The sequence below is a fragment of the Lewinella sp. JB7 genome (assembly GCF_024297185.1).
Taxonomy (GTDB): domain Bacteria; phylum Bacteroidota; class Bacteroidia; order Chitinophagales; family Saprospiraceae; genus Neolewinella.
The window spans coordinates 237,931-260,732 of record NZ_JANCTD010000005.1 but is presented as its reverse complement, the minus strand read 5'-3'; the positions used below and the strand labels follow the sequence as shown (position 1 = coordinate 260,732).

18 protein-coding genes are annotated in these 22,802 nt (G+C 60.4%); 14 read left to right on the top strand and 4 right to left on the bottom strand.

The annotated features are described in order from the left end of the window. The first annotated feature begins 117 nt into the window (after positions 1 to 117). The 3 genes from NMA52_RS11110 (at position 118) to NMA52_RS11100 (ending at position 4,099) form a co-directional block, all read left to right on the top strand. Positions 118 to 528, top strand: a complete 411-nt coding sequence (locus tag NMA52_RS11110; protein ID WP_254827738.1) for a hypothetical protein — start codon at positions 118 to 120, stop codon at positions 526 to 528. Positions 529 to 600: 72 nt separating this feature from the next. After that, entirely contained in the window at positions 601 to 1,935 is a 1,335-nt protein-coding gene (locus NMA52_RS11105; protein WP_254827737.1) for a pitrilysin family protein, read from the top strand. A gap of 19 nt (positions 1,936 to 1,954) precedes the next feature. Then, positions 1,955 to 4,099, top strand: coding sequence for a pitrilysin family protein (locus NMA52_RS11100; protein ID WP_254827736.1), 2,145 nt, complete (start codon positions 1,955 to 1,957; stop codon positions 4,097 to 4,099). Positions 4,100 to 4,150: 51 nt separating this feature from the next. On the opposite strand, the gene NMA52_RS11095 is transcribed toward NMA52_RS11100, so the two are convergent. Continuing rightward, complete coding sequence (locus NMA52_RS11095; RefSeq protein ID WP_254827735.1) at positions 4,151 to 4,870, bottom strand: glycosyltransferase family 2 protein; 720 nt, start codon at positions 4,868 to 4,870, stop codon at positions 4,151 to 4,153. Positions 4,871 to 5,246: 376 nt separating this feature from the next. Between NMA52_RS11095 and NMA52_RS11090 the strand changes: the two genes are divergently transcribed. The 5 genes from NMA52_RS11090 to NMA52_RS11070 all read left to right on the top strand — a co-directional run bounded on the left by NMA52_RS11090 (position 5,247) and on the right by NMA52_RS11070 (position 10,043). Beyond that, positions 5,247 to 5,837 (top strand): CopD family protein, encoded by a 591-nt coding sequence (locus tag NMA52_RS11090; protein ID WP_254827734.1) that lies wholly within the window; start codon positions 5,247 to 5,249, stop codon positions 5,835 to 5,837. Positions 5,838 to 5,842: 5 nt separating this feature from the next. Next, positions 5,843 to 6,484 (top strand): response regulator transcription factor, encoded by a 642-nt coding sequence (locus tag NMA52_RS11085; RefSeq protein ID WP_254827733.1) that lies wholly within the window; start codon positions 5,843 to 5,845, stop codon positions 6,482 to 6,484. Between the two features lie 73 nt (positions 6,485 to 6,557). Beyond that, on the top strand, positions 6,558 to 7,562 hold the full coding sequence (locus NMA52_RS11080) for a sugar phosphate nucleotidyltransferase (protein ID WP_254827732.1): 1,005 nt from the start codon (positions 6,558 to 6,560) through the stop codon (positions 7,560 to 7,562). A gap of 9 nt (positions 7,563 to 7,571) precedes the next feature. Continuing rightward, on the top strand, positions 7,572 to 8,837 hold the full coding sequence (locus tag NMA52_RS11075; protein WP_254827731.1) for a hemolysin family protein: 1,266 nt from the start codon (positions 7,572 to 7,574) through the stop codon (positions 8,835 to 8,837). Positions 8,838 to 8,894: 57 nt separating this feature from the next. Beyond that, positions 8,895 to 10,043, top strand: a complete 1,149-nt coding sequence (locus NMA52_RS11070; protein WP_254827730.1) for a mechanosensitive ion channel family protein — start codon at positions 8,895 to 8,897, stop codon at positions 10,041 to 10,043. Here the strand turns inward: NMA52_RS11070 and NMA52_RS11065 are convergent. Then, positions 10,040 to 10,582 (bottom strand): alpha/beta hydrolase, encoded by a 543-nt coding sequence (locus NMA52_RS11065; RefSeq protein WP_254827729.1) that lies wholly within the window; start codon positions 10,580 to 10,582, stop codon positions 10,040 to 10,042. The two genes, NMA52_RS11070 and NMA52_RS11065, sit on opposite strands and share 4 nt — an antisense overlap. Positions 10,583 to 10,777: 195 nt before the next feature. On the opposite strand from NMA52_RS11065, the gene NMA52_RS11060 reads away from it, so the two are divergent. Beyond that, positions 10,778 to 12,280 carry a DASH family cryptochrome gene (locus NMA52_RS11060; protein ID WP_254827728.1) on the top strand — a complete coding sequence of 501 codons (1,503 nt, stop codon included), beginning with the start codon at positions 10,778 to 10,780 and terminating at the stop codon, positions 12,278 to 12,280. On the opposite strand, the gene NMA52_RS11055 is transcribed toward NMA52_RS11060, so the two are convergent. Next, positions 12,277 to 15,777: a sulfatase-like hydrolase/transferase gene (locus NMA52_RS11055; RefSeq protein ID WP_254827727.1), complete on the bottom strand. Its 3,501-nt coding sequence runs from the start codon at positions 15,775 to 15,777 to the stop codon at positions 12,277 to 12,279. The two genes, NMA52_RS11060 and NMA52_RS11055, sit on opposite strands and share 4 nt — an antisense overlap. A gap of 274 nt (positions 15,778 to 16,051) precedes the next feature. Between NMA52_RS11055 and NMA52_RS11050 the strand changes: the two genes are divergently transcribed. From NMA52_RS11050 to NMA52_RS11035, 4 genes are read left to right on the top strand one after another with little or no spacing between them, the layout of a single operon-like run. After that, positions 16,052 to 16,780: a class I SAM-dependent methyltransferase gene (locus tag NMA52_RS11050; protein WP_254827726.1), complete on the top strand. Its 729-nt coding sequence runs from the start codon at positions 16,052 to 16,054 to the stop codon at positions 16,778 to 16,780. Further along, the gene (locus NMA52_RS11045) at positions 16,780 to 17,841 is read left to right on the top strand and encodes an AIR synthase family protein (RefSeq protein WP_254827725.1); all 1,062 of its coding nucleotides are present in this window, start codon (positions 16,780 to 16,782) and stop codon (positions 17,839 to 17,841) included. Before NMA52_RS11050 ends, NMA52_RS11045 begins: the two co-directional genes overlap by 1 nt. Before the next feature lie 26 nt (positions 17,842 to 17,867). Beyond that, positions 17,868 to 18,473: a thiamine phosphate synthase gene (locus tag NMA52_RS11040; RefSeq protein WP_254827724.1), complete on the top strand. Its 606-nt coding sequence runs from the start codon at positions 17,868 to 17,870 to the stop codon at positions 18,471 to 18,473. A 5-nt stretch (positions 18,474 to 18,478) separates the two neighbouring features. Beyond that, positions 18,479 to 18,775, top strand: coding sequence for a Trm112 family protein (locus NMA52_RS11035; protein ID WP_254827723.1), 297 nt, complete (start codon positions 18,479 to 18,481; stop codon positions 18,773 to 18,775). Between the two features lie 8 nt (positions 18,776 to 18,783). Here NMA52_RS11035 and NMA52_RS11030 read toward each other — a convergent pair whose 3' ends face one another. Next, positions 18,784 to 20,115: a hypothetical protein gene (locus NMA52_RS11030; RefSeq protein WP_254827722.1), complete on the bottom strand. Its 1,332-nt coding sequence runs from the start codon at positions 20,113 to 20,115 to the stop codon at positions 18,784 to 18,786. Positions 20,116 to 20,306: 191 nt separating this feature from the next. Here NMA52_RS11030 and NMA52_RS11025 point away from each other — a divergent pair, with 191 nt between their 5' ends. Next, entirely contained in the window at positions 20,307 to 22,802 is a 2,496-nt protein-coding gene (locus NMA52_RS11025) for a DNA translocase FtsK (protein ID WP_254827721.1), read from the top strand.

Genomic DNA, 22,802 nt, shown 5'->3' with positions numbered 1-22,802 from the left:
GTTTGATATTTACCGGTTAGTGGATCGTGGTGATGAACGGGCGAGTCCGGACGGTGTACGACAAATTTCTCGCAATCCTTTGCGGCCCGGTCTGCGGGCTATATTTTTAGGGCTGACATGGCCAACCGCTTCTGGAACCGACAAATCAACCGCCTGGAACGCGCGGGTAACGACGACTTTCTCCTGATCCTTACCGGAGGAGCGGCCGCGTATGCCACCCACGAACTGCACCATCTGCTGCGCCGCCTGCGCATCGAATCCATGCGACTACGGGAGCTGCGCCGCACCATTTTCCGGCTGGGGGTGTGCATTCCGGCCATGCTCTTCGCGGCCTGCGCGGCCGGCCTGCTGGGGTGGCATCCACTGGTTTACGGCACGCTGGCCGCCCTGGCATTCCTGGCCGTCGTGCTCATCAGTGCCACCGTTTACGTGCGGGGCCGGTTCAGCTGCCACGATCGGAGCAAACGGCTACGGTGCATCATTCAGCAGGAGCTGGAACGCCGCCGTAAGGACGTGGGCGCCCTGTAGAAATGCGCTAAATAAGCCCGGTTCGCAAACGATGCTAGATGTTTTCCGTTTACCGGAAAAAATCATCTGCTTATGCACTCCCCGAAACGGCGGTTACTGTTGCCGCTCCTGCTCCTCGGACTGTCGGTCGCGGCCGTGGCTCAGTCACCCTCCATTGAATTCGAGAAGTACACCCTCGACAACGGCCTGAAGGTCATTCTGCACCAGGATAATACGACTCCGATCGTGGCCGTATCGATCATGTACGAGGTGGGGGGCAAGGACAGCTTCGAGGGCCGTACGGGATTCGCCCACTTCTTCGAGCACCTGTTGTTCGAGGGTAGCGAAAACCTGAAGCGGGGCGAGATCGACGACTACGTACAGTCTGCCGGCGGAGCCCTCAACGCTAATACCAGCAACGACCGCACCTACTACTACGAGATCCTGCCGAGCAACCAACTGGCCCTCGGCCTGTGGATCGAAAGCGAACGCTTGCTCCACGCCCGGGTCGAAACGGTCGGGGTCGAAACCCAACGCGAAGTCGTCAAGGAGGAACGGCGACAACGCTACGACAACCAACCCTACGGCACCATCACCCTGGAACTCTACCAGCGCGCCTTCAAGGAGCATCCCTACAAGGACCCGAATATCGGCTACATGGAGGATCTCAATAACGCCGAAGAAGCCGACTTTCAACGCTTCTACCAGACGTACTACGTACCCAATAATGCCATTCTGAGCATCGCCGGAGACATCGACGTAGAGGAAACCAAGGCGCTGATCGAAAAATACTTTGCCGACATCCCCCGGGGCCCCGAGCCCCCCCGGATCGAGATCGAGGAGAAGCCCCTCGGCGGGGAAGTCCGGGATACCGTGTACGACAACGTGCCCCTGGCCGCCCTCATCATCGGCTACCGCACCGTGGCCCGCTCCCACCCCGATTACTATGCCATCAGTATGATGAACCAGGTTTTGAGCCAGGGGCAAAGCAGCCGTCTGAATAAGGTACTCGTCGACGAAAAAGAGCTTGCTGTACAGGCGGGAAGCTTCCCGGCCTCCAGTCAGGATCCCGGGCTTGCCATCGCTTACGCCTTCACCCGCCCCGGGACCACCGACCTGCGTCCCGTCGAGCAGGCCTTCGACACGGAAGTAGGTAAGCTGCAGACCGAACTGATCAGCGACCGGGAGTTTCAGAAACTCCGCAACCAGATCGAGGCCGATGCCATCTCCGGCTACGGCAGCGTAGCCGGAATCGCCGAAAGTCTGGCCAACTACGAGATGTTCCTCGGAGATGCCGATCTGATCAACACCGAAGTGCAACGCTACACGGACGTAACCAAGGAAGACATCCGTCGCGTAGCCCAGGAATACTACACCCCCGAAAACCGCATCGTCCTGTACTGGCTCCCCCAGCCGGATAGCAAGTAGATCTCCCAAAAAATATACCATGCAACGCATATACCTTACCCTCACTACGCTGCTGTTCGTTCTGTGCTTCACGGGTAGCGGCCAGACCCTCATGGCTGCTTCCGGATATCAGGCTCCCGCGGCCCCGCCCCCCGCTTCCGATACCATTAAGCCGCGGAATGATTTCCGCGCTACGGCGCCCGAACCGGGTCCCGCCCCGGAGATCAGCCTGGGGGACTTCGAGGATTTCACCCTCGACAACGGGCTCGAAGTCGTAGTCATCGAGAACCACAAACTTCCGCGGGTGAGTTACCAGCTTTACGTTGACGTGCCTCCCCATCTGGAGCGCGAGTATGCCGGCGCCCAGCAACTTCTCGGGAGTATGCTGCGCCGGGCCACCGCCGACCGGTCGAAGGAAGAGATCGACGAGGCGATCGACTTCATCGGTGCCACCCTCAGCACCAGTGGTTCCGGGGCCTACGCCTCCACAATCAGTAAGTACAAGGAGGACGTCATCGCACTGATGGCCGACGTGGTGCTGAATGCTCGCTTCCCCGAGACCGAGTTCAGCAAAGTCAAGGAAGACACCAAGGCCGCGCTGGCCCAGCAACTCACCACTCCCGATGCCATCGCCAGCCGGGTCAGCCAGGCCGTAACCTACGGTATAAACCATCCCTACGGCGAACTGATGACCGAGGAATCCCTGGCCAACATCGATCTCGGAGTGGTCAAATCGGTATACGACACCTACTTCGTCCCCAACCGCAGCTACCTGGTCATGGTGGGCGATATCACTCCCGACGAGGCGCGGCGGTTCGCCAACACGCATTTCTCCGCATGGCAGCGCAGGGAGGTAGCCGTACCGGAGTTTCCCACCCCCCAGCGCCCGGAGGGGGTGAGGGTGACCTTCGTACCCCGCCCCGGCGCCGTACAGTCCAACGTCATCGTCTCCCAGCCCATCAAACTGAAGCCGGGAACGAAGGAGTCCATCCGGGCTAACCTGCTGAATATCGTACTGGGCAGCGGTTTCAACGGACGGCTTTTCGCCAATCTGCGGGAAGACAAGGGCTATACCTACGGAGCGTATTCCAGCACCAGCGACGATCCCCTGGTCGGAAATTTCCGGGCCTACGCCAACGTGCGGAACGAGGTGACGGATTCCGCCGTAACCCAGTTCATGCTGGAACTCGACCGGATCGCCTCCACGCCAATTACCGAGAAAGAACTGGCGGACGCCAAAATGCAAATTGCCGGCTCCTTCGGTCGCGCCCTGGAGAGCCCCCAGCGTATCGCCTCCTATGCCCTCAATACCGCCCGCTACGGTCTCGACCGTGATTTCTACCCCGACTACCTCAAGGTCGTGGAGAATTCCAGCGTGAACGACATCAGCGAAGTGGCCCGTGACATCGTCGACCCGAAAAACACCAACATCATCGTCGTAGGTGACAAGGCAGTCGCCGAGAAGCTGGCCCGGTTCGCGACCAGCGGGGAGGTCGATTACTACGACGTCAACGGTATGCCGGTCGATATGGCCAGCCTTTCCGCCCCCACCGATCTTACGCCGGAAGATCTTCTCAACGGGTACTTCGAAGCCATCGGGGGAAAGGAAGCAGCCATGGCGCTGCGGAGCGTAACCATCAAAATGGAGGGCGACGTACAGGGTCAGACGATCAGTCAGCAGGTCGTCACCACCAACGACGGCCGTATGAGCAGCCAGATGAATATGATGGGCATGACCATGGCCGATCAACGGTACAACAAGGGCAAGGCCATGATGATTCAGCAGGGACAAAAAGTACCCCTACCGGACGAAGCCGTCACCGCCATGGGCCAGCAGGCCGTGATCTTTCAGGAAGCCGGTTACCTCGAAACGCCCGATAAGCTGAGCATCGAGGGCAGTGAGATGGTGGACGGTAAGCGGGCCCTCGTGCTCGTCGCGGAAACCCCCGCCGGCACCGTCCGCGAGTACTACGACGCCGACTCCAAACTGAAACTGCAGACCATCCGCCAGCAGGGACCCCAGACGATCACGCAGAAGTACGGCGATTACCAGGTCACGGAGGGCATCAAATTCCCCCGTACGTTCACCCTCGAAGGCATGGCTCCCTTCCCGATTGAGCTGAAAGTCACCGAACTGAGCGTCAACGGCGACCTCGATGAGGCGCTGTTCGAAATCGAGGAGTAGAAGGTAGGAGGATTGGATGTCGTCCCCTAGTCCAATCCTCCTCCCCTCCACTCATCCTACCCCGTACTTGACGATGCAGTAGATAGCCCGTACGCCGTCGCGCCAACCGATCTTTTTGCCTTCCTCGTAGGTGCGTCCGTAGTAACTGATGCCTACTTCGTAGATGCGCACCTTAGGGATGCGGCTGATCTTGGCCGTGACCTCCGGTTCGAAGCCGAAGCGTTGTTCTTGTAGGGAAAGAGACTGTACCATGTCGGTGCGGAAGAGCTTGTAGCAGGTTTCCATGTCCGTCAGGTTAAGATTGTTGAAGGCGTTGCTCAGGGTGGTGAGGAACTTATTTCCGATCGTATGCCAGAAGAATAGAATACGGTGGGGCTTACTGCCCTGGAACCGGCTTCCGTACACGACATCGGCGAAGCCGTCCAGTACGGGCTGGAGCAGTTCGTTGTATTCGCGGGGGTCGTACTCCAGATCCGCGTCCTGAATGATCAGGTACTCTCCGGTAGCCCGGGCGATGCCGGTGTGGAGGGCGGCTCCCTTACCGCGGTTGACCGGATGCCGGTGGTACTGAATATTGAAGGTGGGGTGGCCCCGTTGGTAGTTCTGGATGGATGCTTCCGTATCGTCGGTCGAACAATCGTTGACGATGATGATTTCCTTGCGGATGCCGGCGGGCAGCTCTACCTGGCGTACCCGATCGAGGATCAGATGAATGGTCCGTGCCTCATTGTAGGCGGGAATTACAATGGACAGGGTAGACAGGCGGGTCATCAAGAGGGGTTTACCGCCGGCTAAGGTAATGGGTCACCGGGAAAACCGGACTTACGAATACAGGAGGGCGATCAGGAGAAGGATAACGAACAGCCTGCCGCAGATTTGGTCGAATTTCATAGCATATAGGTGTAGTAAGTGTAAACGCTTCCGGGAGGACGCAAAATTAACGCGTGCGGGGTCGAGACTGGTGTTGGGGCACGCATTTTTCACATTAAATGATCGTGAACCATAGGCGTACACACCATTTGGCGGTTGCGGGGCCGCGGGAGCCGGGTCCGCCACAAATCCCGTCCGACCGTTCCCGACTTCCGAAACAGATCGGCCCTCCGCGTGTTCGCTTGTCGTTTGGCCTCCGCAAGCTCCCGACTAAACTATGCTCATCCTCTTCGCCAAGGCTCTCCACGTGGTGGGCTTCATCAGCTGGTTTGCCGGCTTGTTCTTTCTGGGCAGACTGCTCGTCAATCACGCCGAGACGGACCGGGTAGCCGCTTCCGGGCTTCCCGACGGCGCCCTGAGGGCCCGTATCCTGCGGGAAGAGTACGTCGGTATGGAAGATCGGGTGTACCGCATCATCACCATTCCGGCCATGATGATTACCTGGGCCGGGGGCCTGCTGATGGTCGCGCTCAATCCGGCGTATTTCGTTACCGGCACACCCGGGTGGTTGGCGCTGAAGGTATTCCTCGTGGTGGGTATGGTCGTTTATCAGTTGTACACTAAATACCGGATCATGCACCCCATGCAGCGGGGGGAACGGCCACTATCTCCGTGGAAGCTACGGCTGTGGAATGAAGTGCCCACATTCTTTCTGGTGAGTATCGTATTCACCGTAATCTTCGGTAAGGTGGGCCAACTGAGTTATCTTTACCTTGGTCTCGGCGTCCTGTTGTTCTGCCTGATCGTGTACCGTGGAGCAGTGGCCTACCGTAAGCGTCGAGCGGGCGAGGATTCTCCTGAAAAATAAGCGATATGATAAACCTGGGAATTATTGAAGACGAGCCGATCATGTTGGCCAGCATCGAGGAGTGCTTTGAAGCGAACCGCGACGTGACCGTGATCCACGCGGCCACGAGCGTCGAGGACTTCCTGAGCCGGGTACCCACCAATAGTCGCCTCAATACCCTACTGCTCGACATCATGCTTCCGGGTATGAACGGCATCGCGGGTATCCCCCGTCTCCTGGAACGGTGGCCGGAAATGGACATCATCATGCTCACGAACAGTGACGAGAGCGACAACATCTTCCGCGCGCTACAGGCCGGAGCGGTGGGCTACATTTCCAAGCGACGGGTCAACCCGACCATCATCCGCGACGCCGTGCATACCGTCAACCGGGGCGGTAGTTACATGAGTCCCAGCATCGCCCGCCAGGTAGTGGCCTTTCACAATCAGCAACGGAAAAAAAGCAGCGTTTCGGCCGCCGATCAACTCACCAGCCGCCAGCTCGACATCGTGCAGGGCCTCGTCGACAACCTCAGCTACCGCGAGATCGGCGAACGCCTCGACATCAGCATCGAAACCGTGCGCGACCACATCAAGAACATCTACCGCAAGCTGCAGGTAAATTCCAAGATGGAGGTCGTCCACAAAAAACTGAAGGGCGAGATCTAACCGCCGCCCCGCACACGCCTTGCGCGAATGTGCCCGTGAACGCGGTGAGCGTCTAATACACTAACTTGCCGCCATGAAAGCCATCATCCCCGTTGCCGGGGCGGGCATGCGTCTGCGACCCCTGACCTACACTCAGCCAAAGCCACTGATTCCGGTGGCCGGAAAACCCATCATCAGCTTCATCGTCGATCAGTTGATCGCGTTGGGCGTGACTGATTTCGTATTCATCATCGGCTACCTCGGGGAGAAGATTCGGGAGTACATCGAGCGGGTGTATCCGCAGTTGAATACCGTCTTCGTCAATCAGGAGGAGCGCATGGGCTCGGCTCACGCGATCTGGCTGGCCCGCGATCACTACGCGGATGCCGGGGAAATCATCATCTTCTTCGGTGATGCCATCATCGATGCGGACCTCAGCGAATTCGTGAAATCGGAGGTGACCTGCCTGGGCGTGAAGACCGTCGAAGATCCGCGGCAGTTCGGCGTGGTGGAGCAGGACCGGGAGGGCAATATTCGCGCACTCGTGGAGAAGCCCATCATTCCCAAATCGAATCTCGCCATGGTGGGGTGCTACAAGATCCGGGAAGTACAACTCTTCATCGAGGCCTGTGCCCACAACCTGGAACACAAGATCCGCAGCATCGGCGAGTATCCCCTTACCGACGCCCTGGCCCGGATGCTGGAGTGGGGCGTGGAACTGCGGGCCATCCGGGTCGACAACTGGTTCGACTGCGGCCGCCGCGAAGTGCTGCTGCAGACCAACGCCATTTTTCTGGACCGCCCCGGATTCGCCACCGACGACCCGCCGCCCTACGACAACGCCATCATCATTCACCCCGTCCACATCGGCGATGATTGCGACATCAGCAACTCCATCGTGGGGCCGCACGTTACGGTAGGTGCCAACACTAAAATGGTCAACGCCATCGTCTCGGATTCCATCATCGGGGATTACGCCCGCATCTACGACATCGTGCTCCGCAAGTCGGTGGTCGGCAACGACGCCAGCATCGGGGGCATGCGCCATAGCCTCAACATCGGCGACAACACGGAGATCGACTTCGGTGGAGAACCGTAAATTCAACCCATGAGCCTGGCGATTGCCATCATTAGCTGCCTGCTGCTTTCCGCCCTGTTCAGTGGTTCGGAAATCGCCTACGTTTCGGCCAACAAGCTGCGCGTCGAACTTAAGAAGAAGCGCAACAATACCCGCAGCCGCATCCTTACGCGCTGGTTCGAGCGCCCGGCCCAGTTCCTGAGCACCATGCTCGTCGGCAACAATATCGCTTTGGTGGCCTTCACCTCGCTCATGACCGTGCCCCTCACGATCGTCGTGAACACCTACCTGGGCATCGAAACGGAGATCGTCGTGCTCCTCGTCAACACCCTGCTCATCACCATTATCGTCCTGATCTTCGGGGAGTACGTACCCAAGACGGTATTCCGGATGTATTCCGACAACGCGCTGTACTTCTGGGCCCTCCCCCTGCGGTTCCTCCAGGCACTGCTGTGGATCCCGAGCATCATCATGACCACGACGAGCGACTGGCTGCTGCGCCTGTTCTTCAAACGGCCCAGCGAGGAACTCGACACCGTCCTCACGCGCCTCGACCTGGAGAACTTCATCAACCGCAGCCAGACCTCCGAAGAGCAGGAAGCGGCCATCGACACCAAACTGTTCGGCAACGCCCTGAACCTGGGGGACGTCCGGATTCGCGATTGCATGGTGCCGCGTACGGAAATCGAGAGCATCGACGTATCCGCTACGGTCGAGGAACTGGAACAAAAATTTATCGACACCCACCTGAGCCGTCTCATCATCGTAGACGGTGATATGGACAACGTGCTGGGCTACGTACACCACCAGCAACTGCTGGAGTTCCCCCAGACGATCCGCGACTGCATCCTCGAACTCACCTTTATCCCCGAGGTTGCCCGGGTGGCCGACATCCTGGACATGGCCGTCAAGGAACAGCTCAGCATAGCCTGCGTAGTCGATGAGTTCGGCGGGATCGCGGGAGTCGTCACGATGGAAGACCTGCTGGAGGAGATCTTCGGGGAGATCGAGGACGAGTACGACGAAGACGACTACGTAGAGATCGACGAGGGCAACGGATACTACCGCTTCAGCGGCCGCCTTGAGATCAGCTACCTCAACGAGAAGTACGGTCTCGGCCTCCCGGAAGGGGACTACCAGACCCTGTCCGGCTTCATCGTCACCACCGCCGAACGGGTACCCGAACAGGACGAAAGCCTGGAGCTGGAGGGTTTCAACTTCCGGATGCTCGAGGTGAGCAATACCCGCATCGAGGTCGTCCACCTGCACGTTCTGCCGCCGCCGGACACGGAGTAAGCGAACCCGCTGCGGCCCCACCCGTTACCCGTTCTTTGACTTAGTCCCCCAAACTTTATGGAAGAACTAACCGAACTGGTAGCCAATACCCCGACATACCTTCAGATGGCCATCTTCGCCGGCGTTGCCCTGCTGATCGCCACCCTGGTCACCCTGACCCTCTTCGCCGTGGTCGGTGGCTGGGCCCGGCGCACGGATAGCTACACCCTCGACGCCATCCGGAAAAATTCCCGTAACGCCTTCTTCTGGTTCCTTTCCTTCATCCTGATCGTCCTGTTCTGGAACAGCCTGCTGGTGTACGACGCGGACGGTAACCTGGATAATCCCTGGTACGTACAACCCCTGGTGCTGATCGCCCGGACAATCCTTTACATCGCCGGTGCCCTCCTGCTCATCCGCATCGTCAACGTAGCCGCCGATACGGTGCGGCACCGCTACAGCATCGACGAGCAGAACAACCTGCAGGAACGCAAGATCCTCACCCAGCTGCAGTACATCCAGCGCATCGTCGGCATCGTCATCTTCACCGTTACGGTGGCCTTCATCCTGCTGCAGTTCGACGCCGTACGGAGCATCGGCACGGGACTGCTCACCTCGGCGGGGGTCGGCGGCATCATCATCGGCTTCGCGGCCCAGAAGTCGATCGCCAACCTCCTGGCCGGCTTCCAGATCGCCTTCACCCAGCCGATCCGCATCGACGACGCCCTGATCGTCGACGGGGAATTCGGGCGCGTGGAGGAGATCACCCTCACCTACGTGACCCTCAAGATCTGGGACCAGCGCCGCCTCATCGTCCCCCTCAATAAATTTATCGACGATTCCTTCCAGAACTGGACGCGCAGTACCACCCAACTCATCGGCAGCGTCTTCATGTACGTCGACTACACCTTCCCGGTTGCCAAACTCCGGGAGGAGGCCCAGCGCTTCGTCGAAACCCAGGAACTCTGGGACAAGCAGGTCTTCGGCGTCGCCGTCACCGACAACAACGCCGACGTGATCACCGTGCGGATCATTGCCAGCGCCGGGGATTCCGGACAGACCTTCAACCTGCGGTGCGCCATCCGCGAACACCTCATCGGCTGGATTCAGGAAAACTACCCCGAGCACCTGCCCAAGACGCGCCTGGAGATGAGCCCCTCGGAAACGTCCCACGAACCCACGCCCGCCGCCCGGGAGTTGCCCGTGGAAGAGGGCGATCGCGACTAGGGCAGCCTCCCGCGCACGAAATCGAGCGTCAGCAGCGTCGCCGGCACCACCATATTTCCGTGGTCGAAGCCCTCCAGTTCGTAGAGCCACGTCCGCTCCTGTCCCGACAGCCGCAGCATGCGCCAGAAGTAGGCATTCTCCTCATACCGCCCGAAGAGTTCCCGCTCCCGGTCGCCGGTGATAAGCAGCAGCGGCGGCGCCCCGGGCCGCAGGTGCTGGATAGGGGCGTAGCGATCCACGACGATATCATTCCATTGCAAGCCCCGCTCCTGCCGCGGCGTAAAGTGCGTAATGGTGTGTCCGCTAAAGGGAATGAGCCCGGCCAGGCTGTCGGGGTGCAGGCCGAATTCCCCCAGGTACGTCGTGTCCAGGCCGACCATACTGGTCAGGTAGCCGCCCGCCGAATGACCGCTCACGTAGATCCGCCGGGGGTCGCCCCCGTAGTCCGCGATGTTCCGCAGGGTCCAGGCGACCGCCGCCACCGCGTCACGGGTGCAGGTCGGGCGCGGACGCAGGAGCAAAGCACCACGAAAAAGCAAAGAAGTAGGGTACGCATCCCGTGGAGATAAGCCGGGTTACCACCATTGGCGTTTGCTTTTTCCACCCTCGGCCGGCTCCCGCGCACCCGCCGCACACGGAATATCACGGGCTTGTAAAGCCGTCAAATGAAGCGTGGAATACCGCAACCATCCCCACCCCTCCCGGTTAGTTTACCAGGAACCAACACGACGAAAATGGGTAAGCGAGCGGCAATTGTATGGTTTAGACGAGACCTGCGGCTCCACGACAACGAGGCACTCACCGACGCCATGAAACACGGCGACGAAGTGCTGCCGGTCTACATTTTCGATCCCCGCGAATGGCGGGGCACCCTCCCCCTGACCGGCCTGCCGAAGATCGGCCCCCACCGCGCCCGCTTCATCCTGGAGAGCGTGGCCGACCTGCGCGATAACCTACGCCGCCGGGGGGGAGACCTGATCATTCGTACCGGCCACCCCGAGGATATTCTGCCCGAACTGTCGAAGCAGTGTCAGGGCAGCTGGGTATTCTGTAACCGCGAGCGGACGTCCGAGGAGCTCCGCGTGCAGAATGCCGTCGAGCAAAATCTCTGGGCCATCGGCCGGGAGGTGTATTATTCGCGGGGCAAATTGCTCTATTACACCTCCGACCTTCCCTTCCCCATTACGCAGACTCCCGACGGCTTCACCCAGTTTCGCAAGGAAACCGAACGGCTCACCCCGGTGCGCGATCCCCTGCCCGCCCCCGGTTCCCTCCCCATGGTCGAGGGCGCGGGCATCGATCCCGGAGAGCTTCCGCAACTGGCTGACTTCGGCGTGCTCCCCCCGCCCGCCGACGAGCGCTCGGCCATCGACTGGCACGGGGGCGAAACGAGCGGTTTCGACCGACTGGCCTATTACTTATTCGACAGCCACGCCATCGCCACCTACAAGGAAACCCGCAACGGGTTGATCGGCGGCGACTACAGCACGAAGTTCTCCGCCTGGCTTGCCCAGGGTTGCCTTAGCCCCAAGAGGATCTACGCGGAAGTGCGGGCCTACGAAGCCAAGAACGGAGCCAACGACAGTACCTACTGGGTCATCTACGAACTCCTCTGGCGCGACTTCTTCCGCCTCATGGGTAAGAAACACGGCGACCGCATCTTTCAGAAGTACGGCTTTTCGGAGTCGACCGACCACCCGGACTGGAAAAAGAACCCCGACTTGCTGCAGCGGTGGATCGACGGACAGACCGGCACTCCCTTCATCGACGCCAATATGCGGGAGATCGCCCGTACCGGTTTTATGAGCAACCGCGGACGACAGAACGTCGCCAGCTACCTCGTGAAGGATCTGGAACTGGACTGGCGCCTCGGGGCCGAGTACTTCGAACACATGCTCATCGACTACGACGTTACAAGCAACTGGTGCAACTGGAACTACGTCGCCGGCGTCGGGTCCGACCCCCGCGACAACCGCTACTTCAATATCCTCAACCAGGCCGAGCGCTACGACCCCGAAGGGGCTTACGTCAAGCTGTGGTGTCCGGAGTTGCGGGAGCTGCCCGTGGAGTACGTGCACCAGCCCGACACCCTGGACGAGGCGGATCGTTCAGCTCACGGGCTGCGGCTCGGGGCGAACTACCCTACTCCCCTCGTTCCCAGTAAACGGTGGAAGGATCAATCCGCACCGAGCGGTCGTCGCCGTGGCAGGGGACGCGCCAGTCGTTCGGCCGTCTAGAAAGACTGGATCAGAAGTTCGATCCGGTTAATGCCGGGTTCCAAACGGATGCTCCCGAAGCCCGGATTTACGGACCGGCCGTTGAGCGTGACGGCAAAATCATCTTGTTGTTCCATTTCAAAGCGAGCGACCATACTGGCCGGAATGGTGATTTCGTACGACTGTCGGCGCGCTCCGTGCCGGACGAAGGTGGCCCGGATCGGTCCGCGCAGCGTCGGCACCGTGATCTCGCTCCGGTCCAGGCTGCCTAACTGCGGACGTATACGGGCCACCCCGTACCCCGCGACGGCAGGTTGAATACCCCAAAGGTGACGCGGAATGATGTTGGCCGGCACGGCACCCCAGGCGTGGTTGAGGTCAAGATTCGGTTTGTACTTCAGGTCCCAGGCCTCCATGGTCATGGTGGAGCCACTCCGGATCATATTGTACCAACTGCGGTCGCTCGTGGAGGTCATCATTTCCAGGGCATAGTCGGCCATTCCCGCCCGGTAGAGGGCCTCGAGCAGGTACTGAGCCCCGTACACACTGGCGGCCATGCCTCTACTGCGGATGTGCTCCCCTACGGAGCGTACGTATTCGTCCGGCACCAATCCGAACGCGAGCGGGAACATGTTGGCGTGGACGGAGGCGTGGTCCGTGCCCTCCCCGTCGACGTATACTCCGCGTTCCCGGTCGAACAGCTTTTCGTTTATGGCCCGCCGGGCCTGCAGCGCACGGAGCTCGAACTCCGCCTGTTCTTCCGGTCGCCCGAGCACCCCCGCGAATTCCGCCATGATCTCCATATTGCGGAAGAAGAGGGCATTGATGACGGTGTTGTTGGGCCGGAAGACGAAGCCGTCGCGTTCACCCTCCGCGGTGGCCAGTTTCCAGCCGGTGTCCTTCTGGGCGGGGGGCCAGTCGACGATGTCGCGGAGGCTCTCGTCGGGGTTCGCAAACCCGAGAAGTTTCATGTATCCGGGCGTGACGCGGGCGGAACTGACGAGGTGGTCCTCCCCGATCAATCCGACCAGGGTCTTGTACTTCAGCCGGTCGTAGTAGCGCTCGATCAGTTCGGTATTGCCCGTGTACATATAGTCGGCGTGGAACATCAGCGCGACGTGCAACTGCCACTCGGTGGGCCAGGTCGGGTGCTCCATGAAGTATTCGATCGTGCTGCGGGCGATGGCGTATTCCCGATCGGTGGTGTAGTGGCTCAACTGGTTGAGGTAGGCGTCGGCCTCGTACGGAATGCGCTCGCGGTCACCGTCGACGTAGAGACCGGCAAAGGTCGTAGCCTTAATCGTGTACTTACAGAGGTCCCAAACCCGGTCGAGGATGGAGTCGCTGCTCGCGAAGGTGCTGCGGGCATCTTCCCAGTATCCCCGGTAGGCCAGCTGGGTGACGCTCACCAATCCGCCATCCTCGACCCCGTCGATCTCCGCGTAGCGGAAGGGCAGCAGTACGGGAAAGGAATCGGGCAACTGGACGGCGACGTCTTTCGTATTCCGCGCGTCGGGCGGCAGGGAAAGAGCGTAGGTGTGGGTGCCCGCCCGTACCGGCAACTCCACTTCCCGGTACCGGATGGTCCCTCCCGGCGCGGGGTCGACCCTACCCTCCTTTAGCATTTCCCCCAGGCGCACCGTCAGCGTACGGGGACGGCGGGCGGTGTAGGTGAGTTCGAGATTGGCGAAGGCATCCCGGCCGAAGTCAGCGAAGTATCCGTCTTTCGTCGTCCGCACTTCGACGGGGGCGATGCGGTCTACCGCGAAGTGATTGGGCGTCGTGAGTGGCAGCGTATCCCGGGCCGGGCCGCTGAAGGACTGGGGTTGGGAGTAGCGGGTCAGGCGGTTCAGGTGGTCCCAGATGCGTACTTTCCAGTGATAGGTTTGTCCGGCAACCAACGGGGTGCCCCCGTACTCGACATTGATGGATGCGGCGCTCCGTACGGGGCCGCTGTCCCACACGTCACCCCGGTTGTTCGCCAGTTCAGCGGCGGAGGAGGCGACCAGCACCTGGTATCCCCGCTGCCGCACGGCACTGTCGGGTACCACCCAAGCGAATTCCGGTGTCGGATCGTGCAGCTTCAGGCCCGCCGGTTGGCGGAGGTACTCGACCGACAGGTCGTAGGGGCCCCGGGAAGCTTCGTCGGAATACCGGTCGATGAGTTCGTTGCAGGACCGGCGCAGTGCCCGTAATTGTCCGGCGTAGGCGGGATCATTGGCCAGATTCCGCTCCTCCCGGGGGTCGTCCGCCAGGTGGTAGAGCTCCTCGATCGACCGGTCGTTCACGTAGCGGAAGTACTTCCAGTCCCGGGTGCGCACGCCCTCACTGGGAGGGATGGACACGAAGTCCCACAGGTGTTCGATCAGCACCGTATCCCGTCCTAGCGTCGGGGTCTTGCCCGCGATGATCGGCAGTAGGCTTCGCCCCTGGTAACCGGCGGGTGGGGACACGTTGGCCAGTTCGAGGATGGTGGCGGGCACGTCGACGTTCAGGGCCAGTTCTTCACTGTCGTGGTGTTCGGGGGTGCGGGGATCGTACACGATGAGGGGTACCCGGATGGAGTTATCGTACATCAGCCACTTGCCGGCGAGTTGGCGTTCCCCGAGGAAGTAGCCGTTGTCGCCCATGACGATGATTACGGTGTTTTTGTCCAGGCCCCGCTCGGCCAGTTTTTGCCGCAGCTTGCCGATCTCCCGGTCGATGTCGGCGATCATGCGGTAGTATCCCTTTACGCTGTGCTGGTACTTTGCGGGGGTGTCATAACGCCAAGTCCACCGGAGGCGGTTAAAGCCCTCCCGGACGGCCGGGGGCAGGGCGGCAAAGTACTCCGGGGCGGCGAGCGCGGGAGCGGGCACGGTGACCGATTGCAGGAGAGTGTCCGATTCGGCCTGCCAGAAGTACTGATCTTCGGCGGGGTCGTGGGCGTGGGGGGCGCTGAAGCTGAGCGATAGGCAAAACGGCCGATCGTCGTCGGCGTGGCGTTCCACGAAGTCCAGGGCCTGCTGCCCGGTGTAGCGGGTGAGGTGTACGGTGTCGTCTTCAACTGTTTTGAAGTAGTAGCCCCGGCGATCGGGATAAGCGTTGTCGCGGTCGTACAGCTCGTACTCGTCAAAGAGACGATCGGCGCCGGCGTAGCGGATGCCGTACTTACCGTAGAAACCGGTGCGGTAGCCGGCGCGCCGTAGGACAGCCGGGTAAGCGTGATCCATATACGTGACGGGCACGTCGCCGGTCTGAAAATTGAAGCGGTGGGTGCGTTCGTGCAGACCGGTCAGGATACTGGCCCGACTGGCCGCGCAGATCGGAGTAGTAACGAGTGCGTTGCGGAAGTATGTTCCGTGGTCTGCCAACCGATCCATTTCCGGGGTTACGGCCAGTGGGTTTCCGGCATACCCCAGCGCATCGAACCGCTGATCGTCGGTGAGGATGAAGATGATGTTGGGTCGGTCGGGTGCCTGAGCGACGAGCTCACATACGGCAAGGCAGCTCAGCAGTAGGGGAAGAATACGTAGCATGGTGCATAAACTTACCGCTTTGCCGCTAGGGCAGTGTCCTGCGCTGTAGGGTTTAGCGGGTCCGGGCGCACCCACCCGGCCGCCGCCGATATCACCAAAATCTCTAACCCATATAGATCGGCCACTCCGGACGTCATTGGATTACGCCGGTGGCATGCCGCATCCTTTACATTGATATTTTCCTAATTTAATTTGAACCCGGGCGAGCGGATGCGGTATCTTTGAAGAGCGTGCTGGAGTCCGCACGTTGACTTGCACCCCGAAACCGCACCTGATGAAGAAGATTGAGGCCAAACAGCCATTCGAACTGACCGAAGGGGGTGAACTTCGCAACTGGCAAGGTAGAAAAGAGTGGTTCTTCAATCGCGACGATACGGACCAGTACGAACAGTATTACGAAGGCCCCTACAAGCGGCAGGAGGTCTGGCAGAAGCGCACGCTGGAGCAACTCATCACACAGGATACGCGGGTAAAGAACCTGCTGGAATTTGGCTGCGGCACTACCCGGTTTACGCGCTGGTGGCACGAGATCGGTATCGAGGCTACCGGTGGTGACATCTCCCCCTTTATGCTGGCACAGGGGCGTCAGTTGTTTGCCGGCGATCTGGTGATGGCGGACTCACATTTCATGCCCTTCAAGGACCACACTTTTGACGCGCTCGCCTTCGTCACCACCTTTGAATATTACAGAGATCCGGTACAGGTAATTCGGGAGGCGGTGCGCGTGGGCAAGTACGGGATCATCTTCGGAATGATGAACCGCAACACCCCCAAACTCATCCGGCGCAAGGTTCAGCAGGCCGTCGGCAGAAACAACTACTACGTCACCGCCACTTTCTACACGCCCAAGACACTGCAGGCCCTGATCAAGGAGGCGCTGCCCGACCGGGATTATTCCATCCGTTGGAACGCTACCGGGCTCCCCAAATGGTTTCCGACCCAGCAGTGGAAGGTGCCTTACGGTGATTTTTTCGGATTGCACGTGCAACTCAACGACGTCTGATGGGGGCTTTTGAAGACCGAAGCGGGAAGGTCAGTGCGCGGGTGTTCAAGGAAGACTTGCTGCCTCGCTGCGGCGCGGTAAGACCGGAAGTCATCCAGGGAGCTTCCTTCGGCGTGGATACCAGCGTGATCAACCTGTCAGACGGCCTGGCGCTGGCCATATCCAGCGACCCCCTTTCGCTGATTCTGTCACTGGGCCCGGAAGTTTCCGCCTGGTTGTCGGTGCATCTGTTGGCGAACGATATGAGCACCACCGGCTTCCCGCCACAGTACGCCCAGTTCGTTCTGAACTTACCCCCGAGCCTGAGCAGGGCAGATTTTAACGCGTACTGGGATCACATCGATCGACTTTGCAAAACCCACAACATCGCCATTACCGGCGGGCATACCGGGCAGGTCAGCGGTCAGAATTCCACTATCGCCGGGGGCGGCACGATGTTTCTTACTGCCCCGCGGGCCCGCATCCTGACCAGTAACGGGGCCAGGGCCGGCGATACCATAGTGGTCACCAAATCGGCCGCCCTATCTTCTACGGCCCTACTGGCCCTGGCATTTCCGGAGACGGTGAGCAACAAGGCGGGAGTGGAGGTGCAACGGAAAGCCGCGGAAAACTTCTGGGCGATGTCCGTGCTACAAGAGAGCCACGTCGCCGTGGCCACGCTGACGGCCAATGTGGACCTCCACGCCATGCACGACGTCACCGAGGGGGGCGTACTGGGGGCCCTGGACGAAATGGCCGAGGCATCGGGACTGGGATTTTCGGTTACCCCGGACCTGATTCCGGTGGAGCCCGAGGTGCAGGCCGTGGCGGAAGTGTTTCAGATCGATCCCCTGTTGTCCGTCGGGGCGGGCTCCATGATCGTAGCCGTCGCCCCCGAAGCGGAAAGCAAATTACTGAACGCGCTACGATCGGCAGGGATCCAAGCCGCCTCCGTCGGACACTTCACCGATTCGGTGGATAAGACGGTCGTCGTAGCCGGTCGCCGGCAAGTTTTCTCTTTTGACGGTACGGACCCGTACTGGGGAGCGTTCAACAAAGCGTTCGCGGAGGGATGGAGATAAAGCGACTCGGTGGGGTTTACCTGGTTTTGGATCCCAAAAGAAATCGGCCGCGACTGCTGCAACAATTGGAGCAAGCCTTACGGGGTGGATTGGGGCTCGTCCAGGTTTGGAACCACTGGACGGAGGGAGTGCCCCGGATGGAAAAGTTGAATTTTCTCGGGGAGGTGAAGGCGATCTGCACCAGCTTCGGGGTACCCGTACTTATGCACGAAGACTGGGAATTGGCCCACGAAGCCGACTTGCAAGGAGTGCACTTTGACGTGATCCCCGGAGATTTTGTTCACATCCGTGAGGTCCTTAGCGGTAGCATCATTGGCGTAACGGTCAGCAATGACCGGGAAACAATCAAAAAGGCGGAGGAATTGGGTGTAGACTACTTCAGCTTCTGCGCGATATTCCCGTCACCATCCGCCGTAAATTGCGAGATTGTACAACCCGCTAATATCCGGGCCGCCCGGGCCATTACGGATATGAGCATATTCCTATCGGGTGGCATCCACCCCGATAACCTCTTCCGTTTGTCCGGTCTAGACTTTGACGGTGTTGCGGTGATTTCGGGTATTTTGGACGTAGCGGACCCGGCCGAGGCGGTAAAAGCCTACCGTGCGGCATTGCACAAATTGAAACCTTAGCACCCATGCAGACGAAACTCCTGGAAAAGCTTTGCTGCCCATTTGACAAGGGCGACCTGAACGCCCACATCTTCCGGGAAAGTGAAAGTGGGGAAATTCTGGAAGGACTGCTGACTTGTCCGGCCTGTAACCGATACTACCCCATTATTTACAGCATCCCAATCATGTCGCCGGACGAGTACCGGGAACGACAACTGGAACTGCCGATCCTGGAGCGCTGGGGACTGAAGGTAGACGCACGGAGCAACTCCTTCGTGCTGGAAGCGGAGAACAAGCAAAAACTGCCCGGGTCGGGAGTCTGAGCCCGTCCTCAGCCGGCCGGGGGCAGTTCACCAACCGCCGCCGCCCGGGCCGCATCGTCGGCGCTCTGCTGGCTGCCCCGGGTGAGCGCGAGTTTGCCCTTAGCGTTGATCTCGACCGTGTACAGGGCTACCTTACCGTCGGTTCCCCAGATAGCCTTTTCCAGGGGCTTGATGTCCGGGGTGGTGGTCAGCCGCAGGGTTCCTCCGCGATCGACAACTACGTGGGTACCCGCCGGCAAACGGTATTCCCGGTCGTTGATGCGGACCGTGATCTCCGGGGCCCCGTCCGCGGCGGGGTGGTGTAAGATGATCCGGTCGGTATAGTCATTCTTGTAGTCCTGCACTATGCGGACGGGTTCCAGCCCGCCGGTGGTCAGGTCAAGACGATAGAGTTCGGGGACGTTGCGCGCGGCGCCGGCGCCGGCGATCGCGCCGCCCAGCGCGCCGAACATCAACTGACCGACGACGATTCGCTGGGTGACCTTCTCCGGATCCGGGATGCCGCCGGGAATGAAAACGTATGCCTGCCCGTCGGCTCCGGTCCGGAGGGTATGAAAGCGCTGCTGGATGCAGAGGTAGGTGACGCCCCCGTGGTAGTAGCCCCACACTTCCCGGACCGCGCGACGGGTAAGGTCATCCGGGCGGTTGAAGAAAGCTTCCTCGTAGGCAATGTCCTCCAGAACGCGGGTAGTGTTGCGTGCGGCTAGGTGGAGACGTAGAGTGGTATCTATCCGTCCGGCGCGGTAATCGGCTACGGAGAAAAAGGCACCGTCCGGCATATTTCCGGGCGAAAACTCACGAGCCGTTTCCGTATTTCCGTCGCGCAGGTCGGCGTCCAGCTCGTGTAGCAGTACCGCTAAGGCTTCGGCCACCGCCGCGGCGTGGCCAGAGGTTACGTCCAGCCCCCCCTCGACCACAGTTTGCTGTCGGGGACCGTAGGTCTGTATCCGGCCCTCCTCATTCGTCGTGCGGAGGGCGGCCTCGAACTGAAGGCGGCGGCGTTCGCTCGCGGCCTGGATTTCTTCATCCAGACGGAAGAAGCGGACCACGAGGGTGGCGGGGGGCAGGTCGCGTTCGGTGGCACTACGCACGATTGCCGCGTGCAGATCCATTGCCAGGGTGGGCTCGAAGGTCACGTCGCGCGCGTTGTTCATCAGGCCGGTGTATACCGTACCGTAGCGCCCGTTGGTGATGCCGGTTTCGTCGACAACCTCCGTGACTTGAAAGGAAAGTCCGGTGAGGTCCACCGGCTGGTCGGCGATCTGCAGGGGGTACGGTTTGTTGTCCTGGGCGTGGAGCAGGCAGGGCAGCAGCAGGCAGATAAAGGTCGGGAAGCGCATGCGTGATCGAAGAGTGAATTGGTACGGACTATAATACTACGGAAGCCGCTGGTAATACGGAGCACAATTTTTTGCCGGCCCCGAAATATCGGGACGAAGCTCCCGGCCGGTCACATAAGTTATCCGCCGTCCCGTTCGTTCCCCTCATTTATCGTAATTTCGCCGCCCGGCGCCAAAGCCTGACTTACTGCATGGCCAAGACGAAAAAAAAGAGCGGACAACTGGGTCTTCGCATGGGACTCAACGACGAGCGCATTCCGAAACTGTTCGGTTTGCTGCTGATCTTCATTGCCGTTTACCTCACCGTCGCCTTCGTTTCCTACCTCTTCACCTGGAAGATCGATCAGGACCGCGTCCTGCGTTTTAGCTGGAAACTGCTGAGTGAAGACGCCGCTTCGGTGGATAACTGGCTGGGTCGCCTCGGGGCGTTCCTGTCCAACTTCTTCATCTACTTCTGTTTCGGCCTGCCGAGCTTCATCCTCGTGTACTTTCTCGGAAGGCTGGGACTCAACCGGCTGCGTCGGGCGCCCCTGCGCCCCATGGCCAACCTTTTTGTGAAGGTGATGCTGTCGACGATCGGCGCCGCGGTACTGCTGAGCTTCGCCTTCGGCGGCCTGACCGACTTTCCCCTCGGCGGCGGGGTCGGTGACTACCTCGTCTCCCACCTGAGCGGCGTACTGGGCGGATTCGGGGTGATCCTGTTGTTGCTCCTCTTACTGGGTTTGTACCTCATCTTCGAGGCCCGCATCGACTTCAACGGGTCGCCCCTGCAGATCAGAAACGACGTGGTGGACCACTTCTCGGAGTTGTTTCGCTTCCGGGGTAAACCACGTCCGTCCGCTTCCTCCGCCACCCGCACCGCTCCCGCGGCCCCGCCCGGTGGATCCCTGTCCGTTGCCCCCTCCCGGTCCGAAAGTAACGGCCCCTCCCGCGTACTGGCTCCCGGCGATCGGGGCGACTTTGAGATCGAGGGTCCACGCACGCTTTCCGAGCAGGGCGTAGAGCAGATGAAGGGCGACCAGATGGAGATGCCCCTCGAATCGGTGGGTGATCTGACCCTGGTCAGCCACGACCCCCTGGCGGTGGGCAACGATAACCTGATCGTGGCCGACGGCGACGAGGGGATCGATACCAGTCTGGCGGTGACCGAGGAGAATACGGATCATACCGAACCCTACGACCCGACGCTCGATCTGCCGAGTTACGAAAGTCCTCACCTGCAGCTGCTGGAAGAGTTCGACGGAACGAAGCAGGAAGTCGACCGCGCGGAACTGGAGGCCAATAAGGACCAGATCATCGAGACGCTCCTCAACTATAAGATTGAGATCACGAAGATCCGGGCGACCATCGGCCCTACCGTCACCCTATACGAGATCGTACCCGCCCCCGGCGTGCGCATTTCGAAGATCAAGAACCTGGAGGACGATATCGCCCTCTCCCTGGCCGCCCTCGGTATCCGCATCATCGCCCCCATCCCGGGGCGGGGAACCATCGGTATCGAGGTGCCCAACAAGAACCCGCAGATGGTAAGTATGCGGGAGGTGATCGAGAGCGAGAAGTTCCGCAACGCCAAGATGGACCTCCCCCTGGCCCTCGGCAAGACCATCAAGAACGAAGTGCTGATCGCCGACCTGGCCAAGATGCCCCACCTTTTGGTGGCCGGTGCCACGGGACAGGGTAAGTCGGTGGGTATCAACTCGATTATCATGTCGATCCTCTACAAGAAGCACCCCTCCCAGGTGAAGCTCGTGATGATCGATCCCAAGAAGGTGGAACTCTTCCCCTACGCCAAACTCGAGAGCCACTTCCTGGCCTTCCTGCCCGGACAGACCGAGCCCATCACGACGGAGACCACCAAGGTGATCCACATCCTGAACTCGCTCTGTATCGAGATGGATCAGCGCTACGACCTGCTCAAGAAGGCGGCCGCGCGCAACATCAAGGAGTACAACGAGAAGTTCGTGGCGCGGCGCCTGAACCCGGAGAAGGGTCATAAATTCCTGCCCTTCATCGTGCTGATCATCGACGAGTTCGCCGATCTGATCATGACGGCCGGTAAGGAAGTGGAGATGCCCATCGCGCGCCTGGCTCAGTTGTCGCGGGCGGTAGGCATCCACCTGGTCATCGCCACCCAGCGCCCCTCGGTCAACATCATTACCGGGGTGATCAAGGCCAACTTTCCCGCGCGGATCGCCTACAAGGTGACGGCTAAGGTAGACTCCCGTACCATCCTCGACGCCGGCGGCGCCGATCAGCTCATCGGGCGGGGGGATATGCTGCTCAGCAACGGTGGTGACGTGGTGCGCCTACAGGGAGCCTTCGTCGATACACCGGAAGTGGAGGAGGTGATCAACTTCATCGGCAACCAGCGCGGGTACGTCGAACCCTACCTCCTGCCCGAGTACAACACCGACGAGGAGATGGCCGGTTCCGGCGCGCTCAGTTACGCCGACCTGGACGACATGTTCGAGGACGCCGCCCGCCTCATCATCCAGCAGCAGCACGGCTCCACCAGTATGGTGCAGCGCCGGCTCAAGCTCGGCTATAACCGCGCCGGACGGATCATGGATCAAATGGAACAACTCGGCATCGTGGGCCCCGCCCAGGGATCCAAGCCCCGGGAGGTCCTGGTGTACGACGAGATGGAGCTCACGCGCTTCATCGACGATCTGCGGAACCGCGGATAG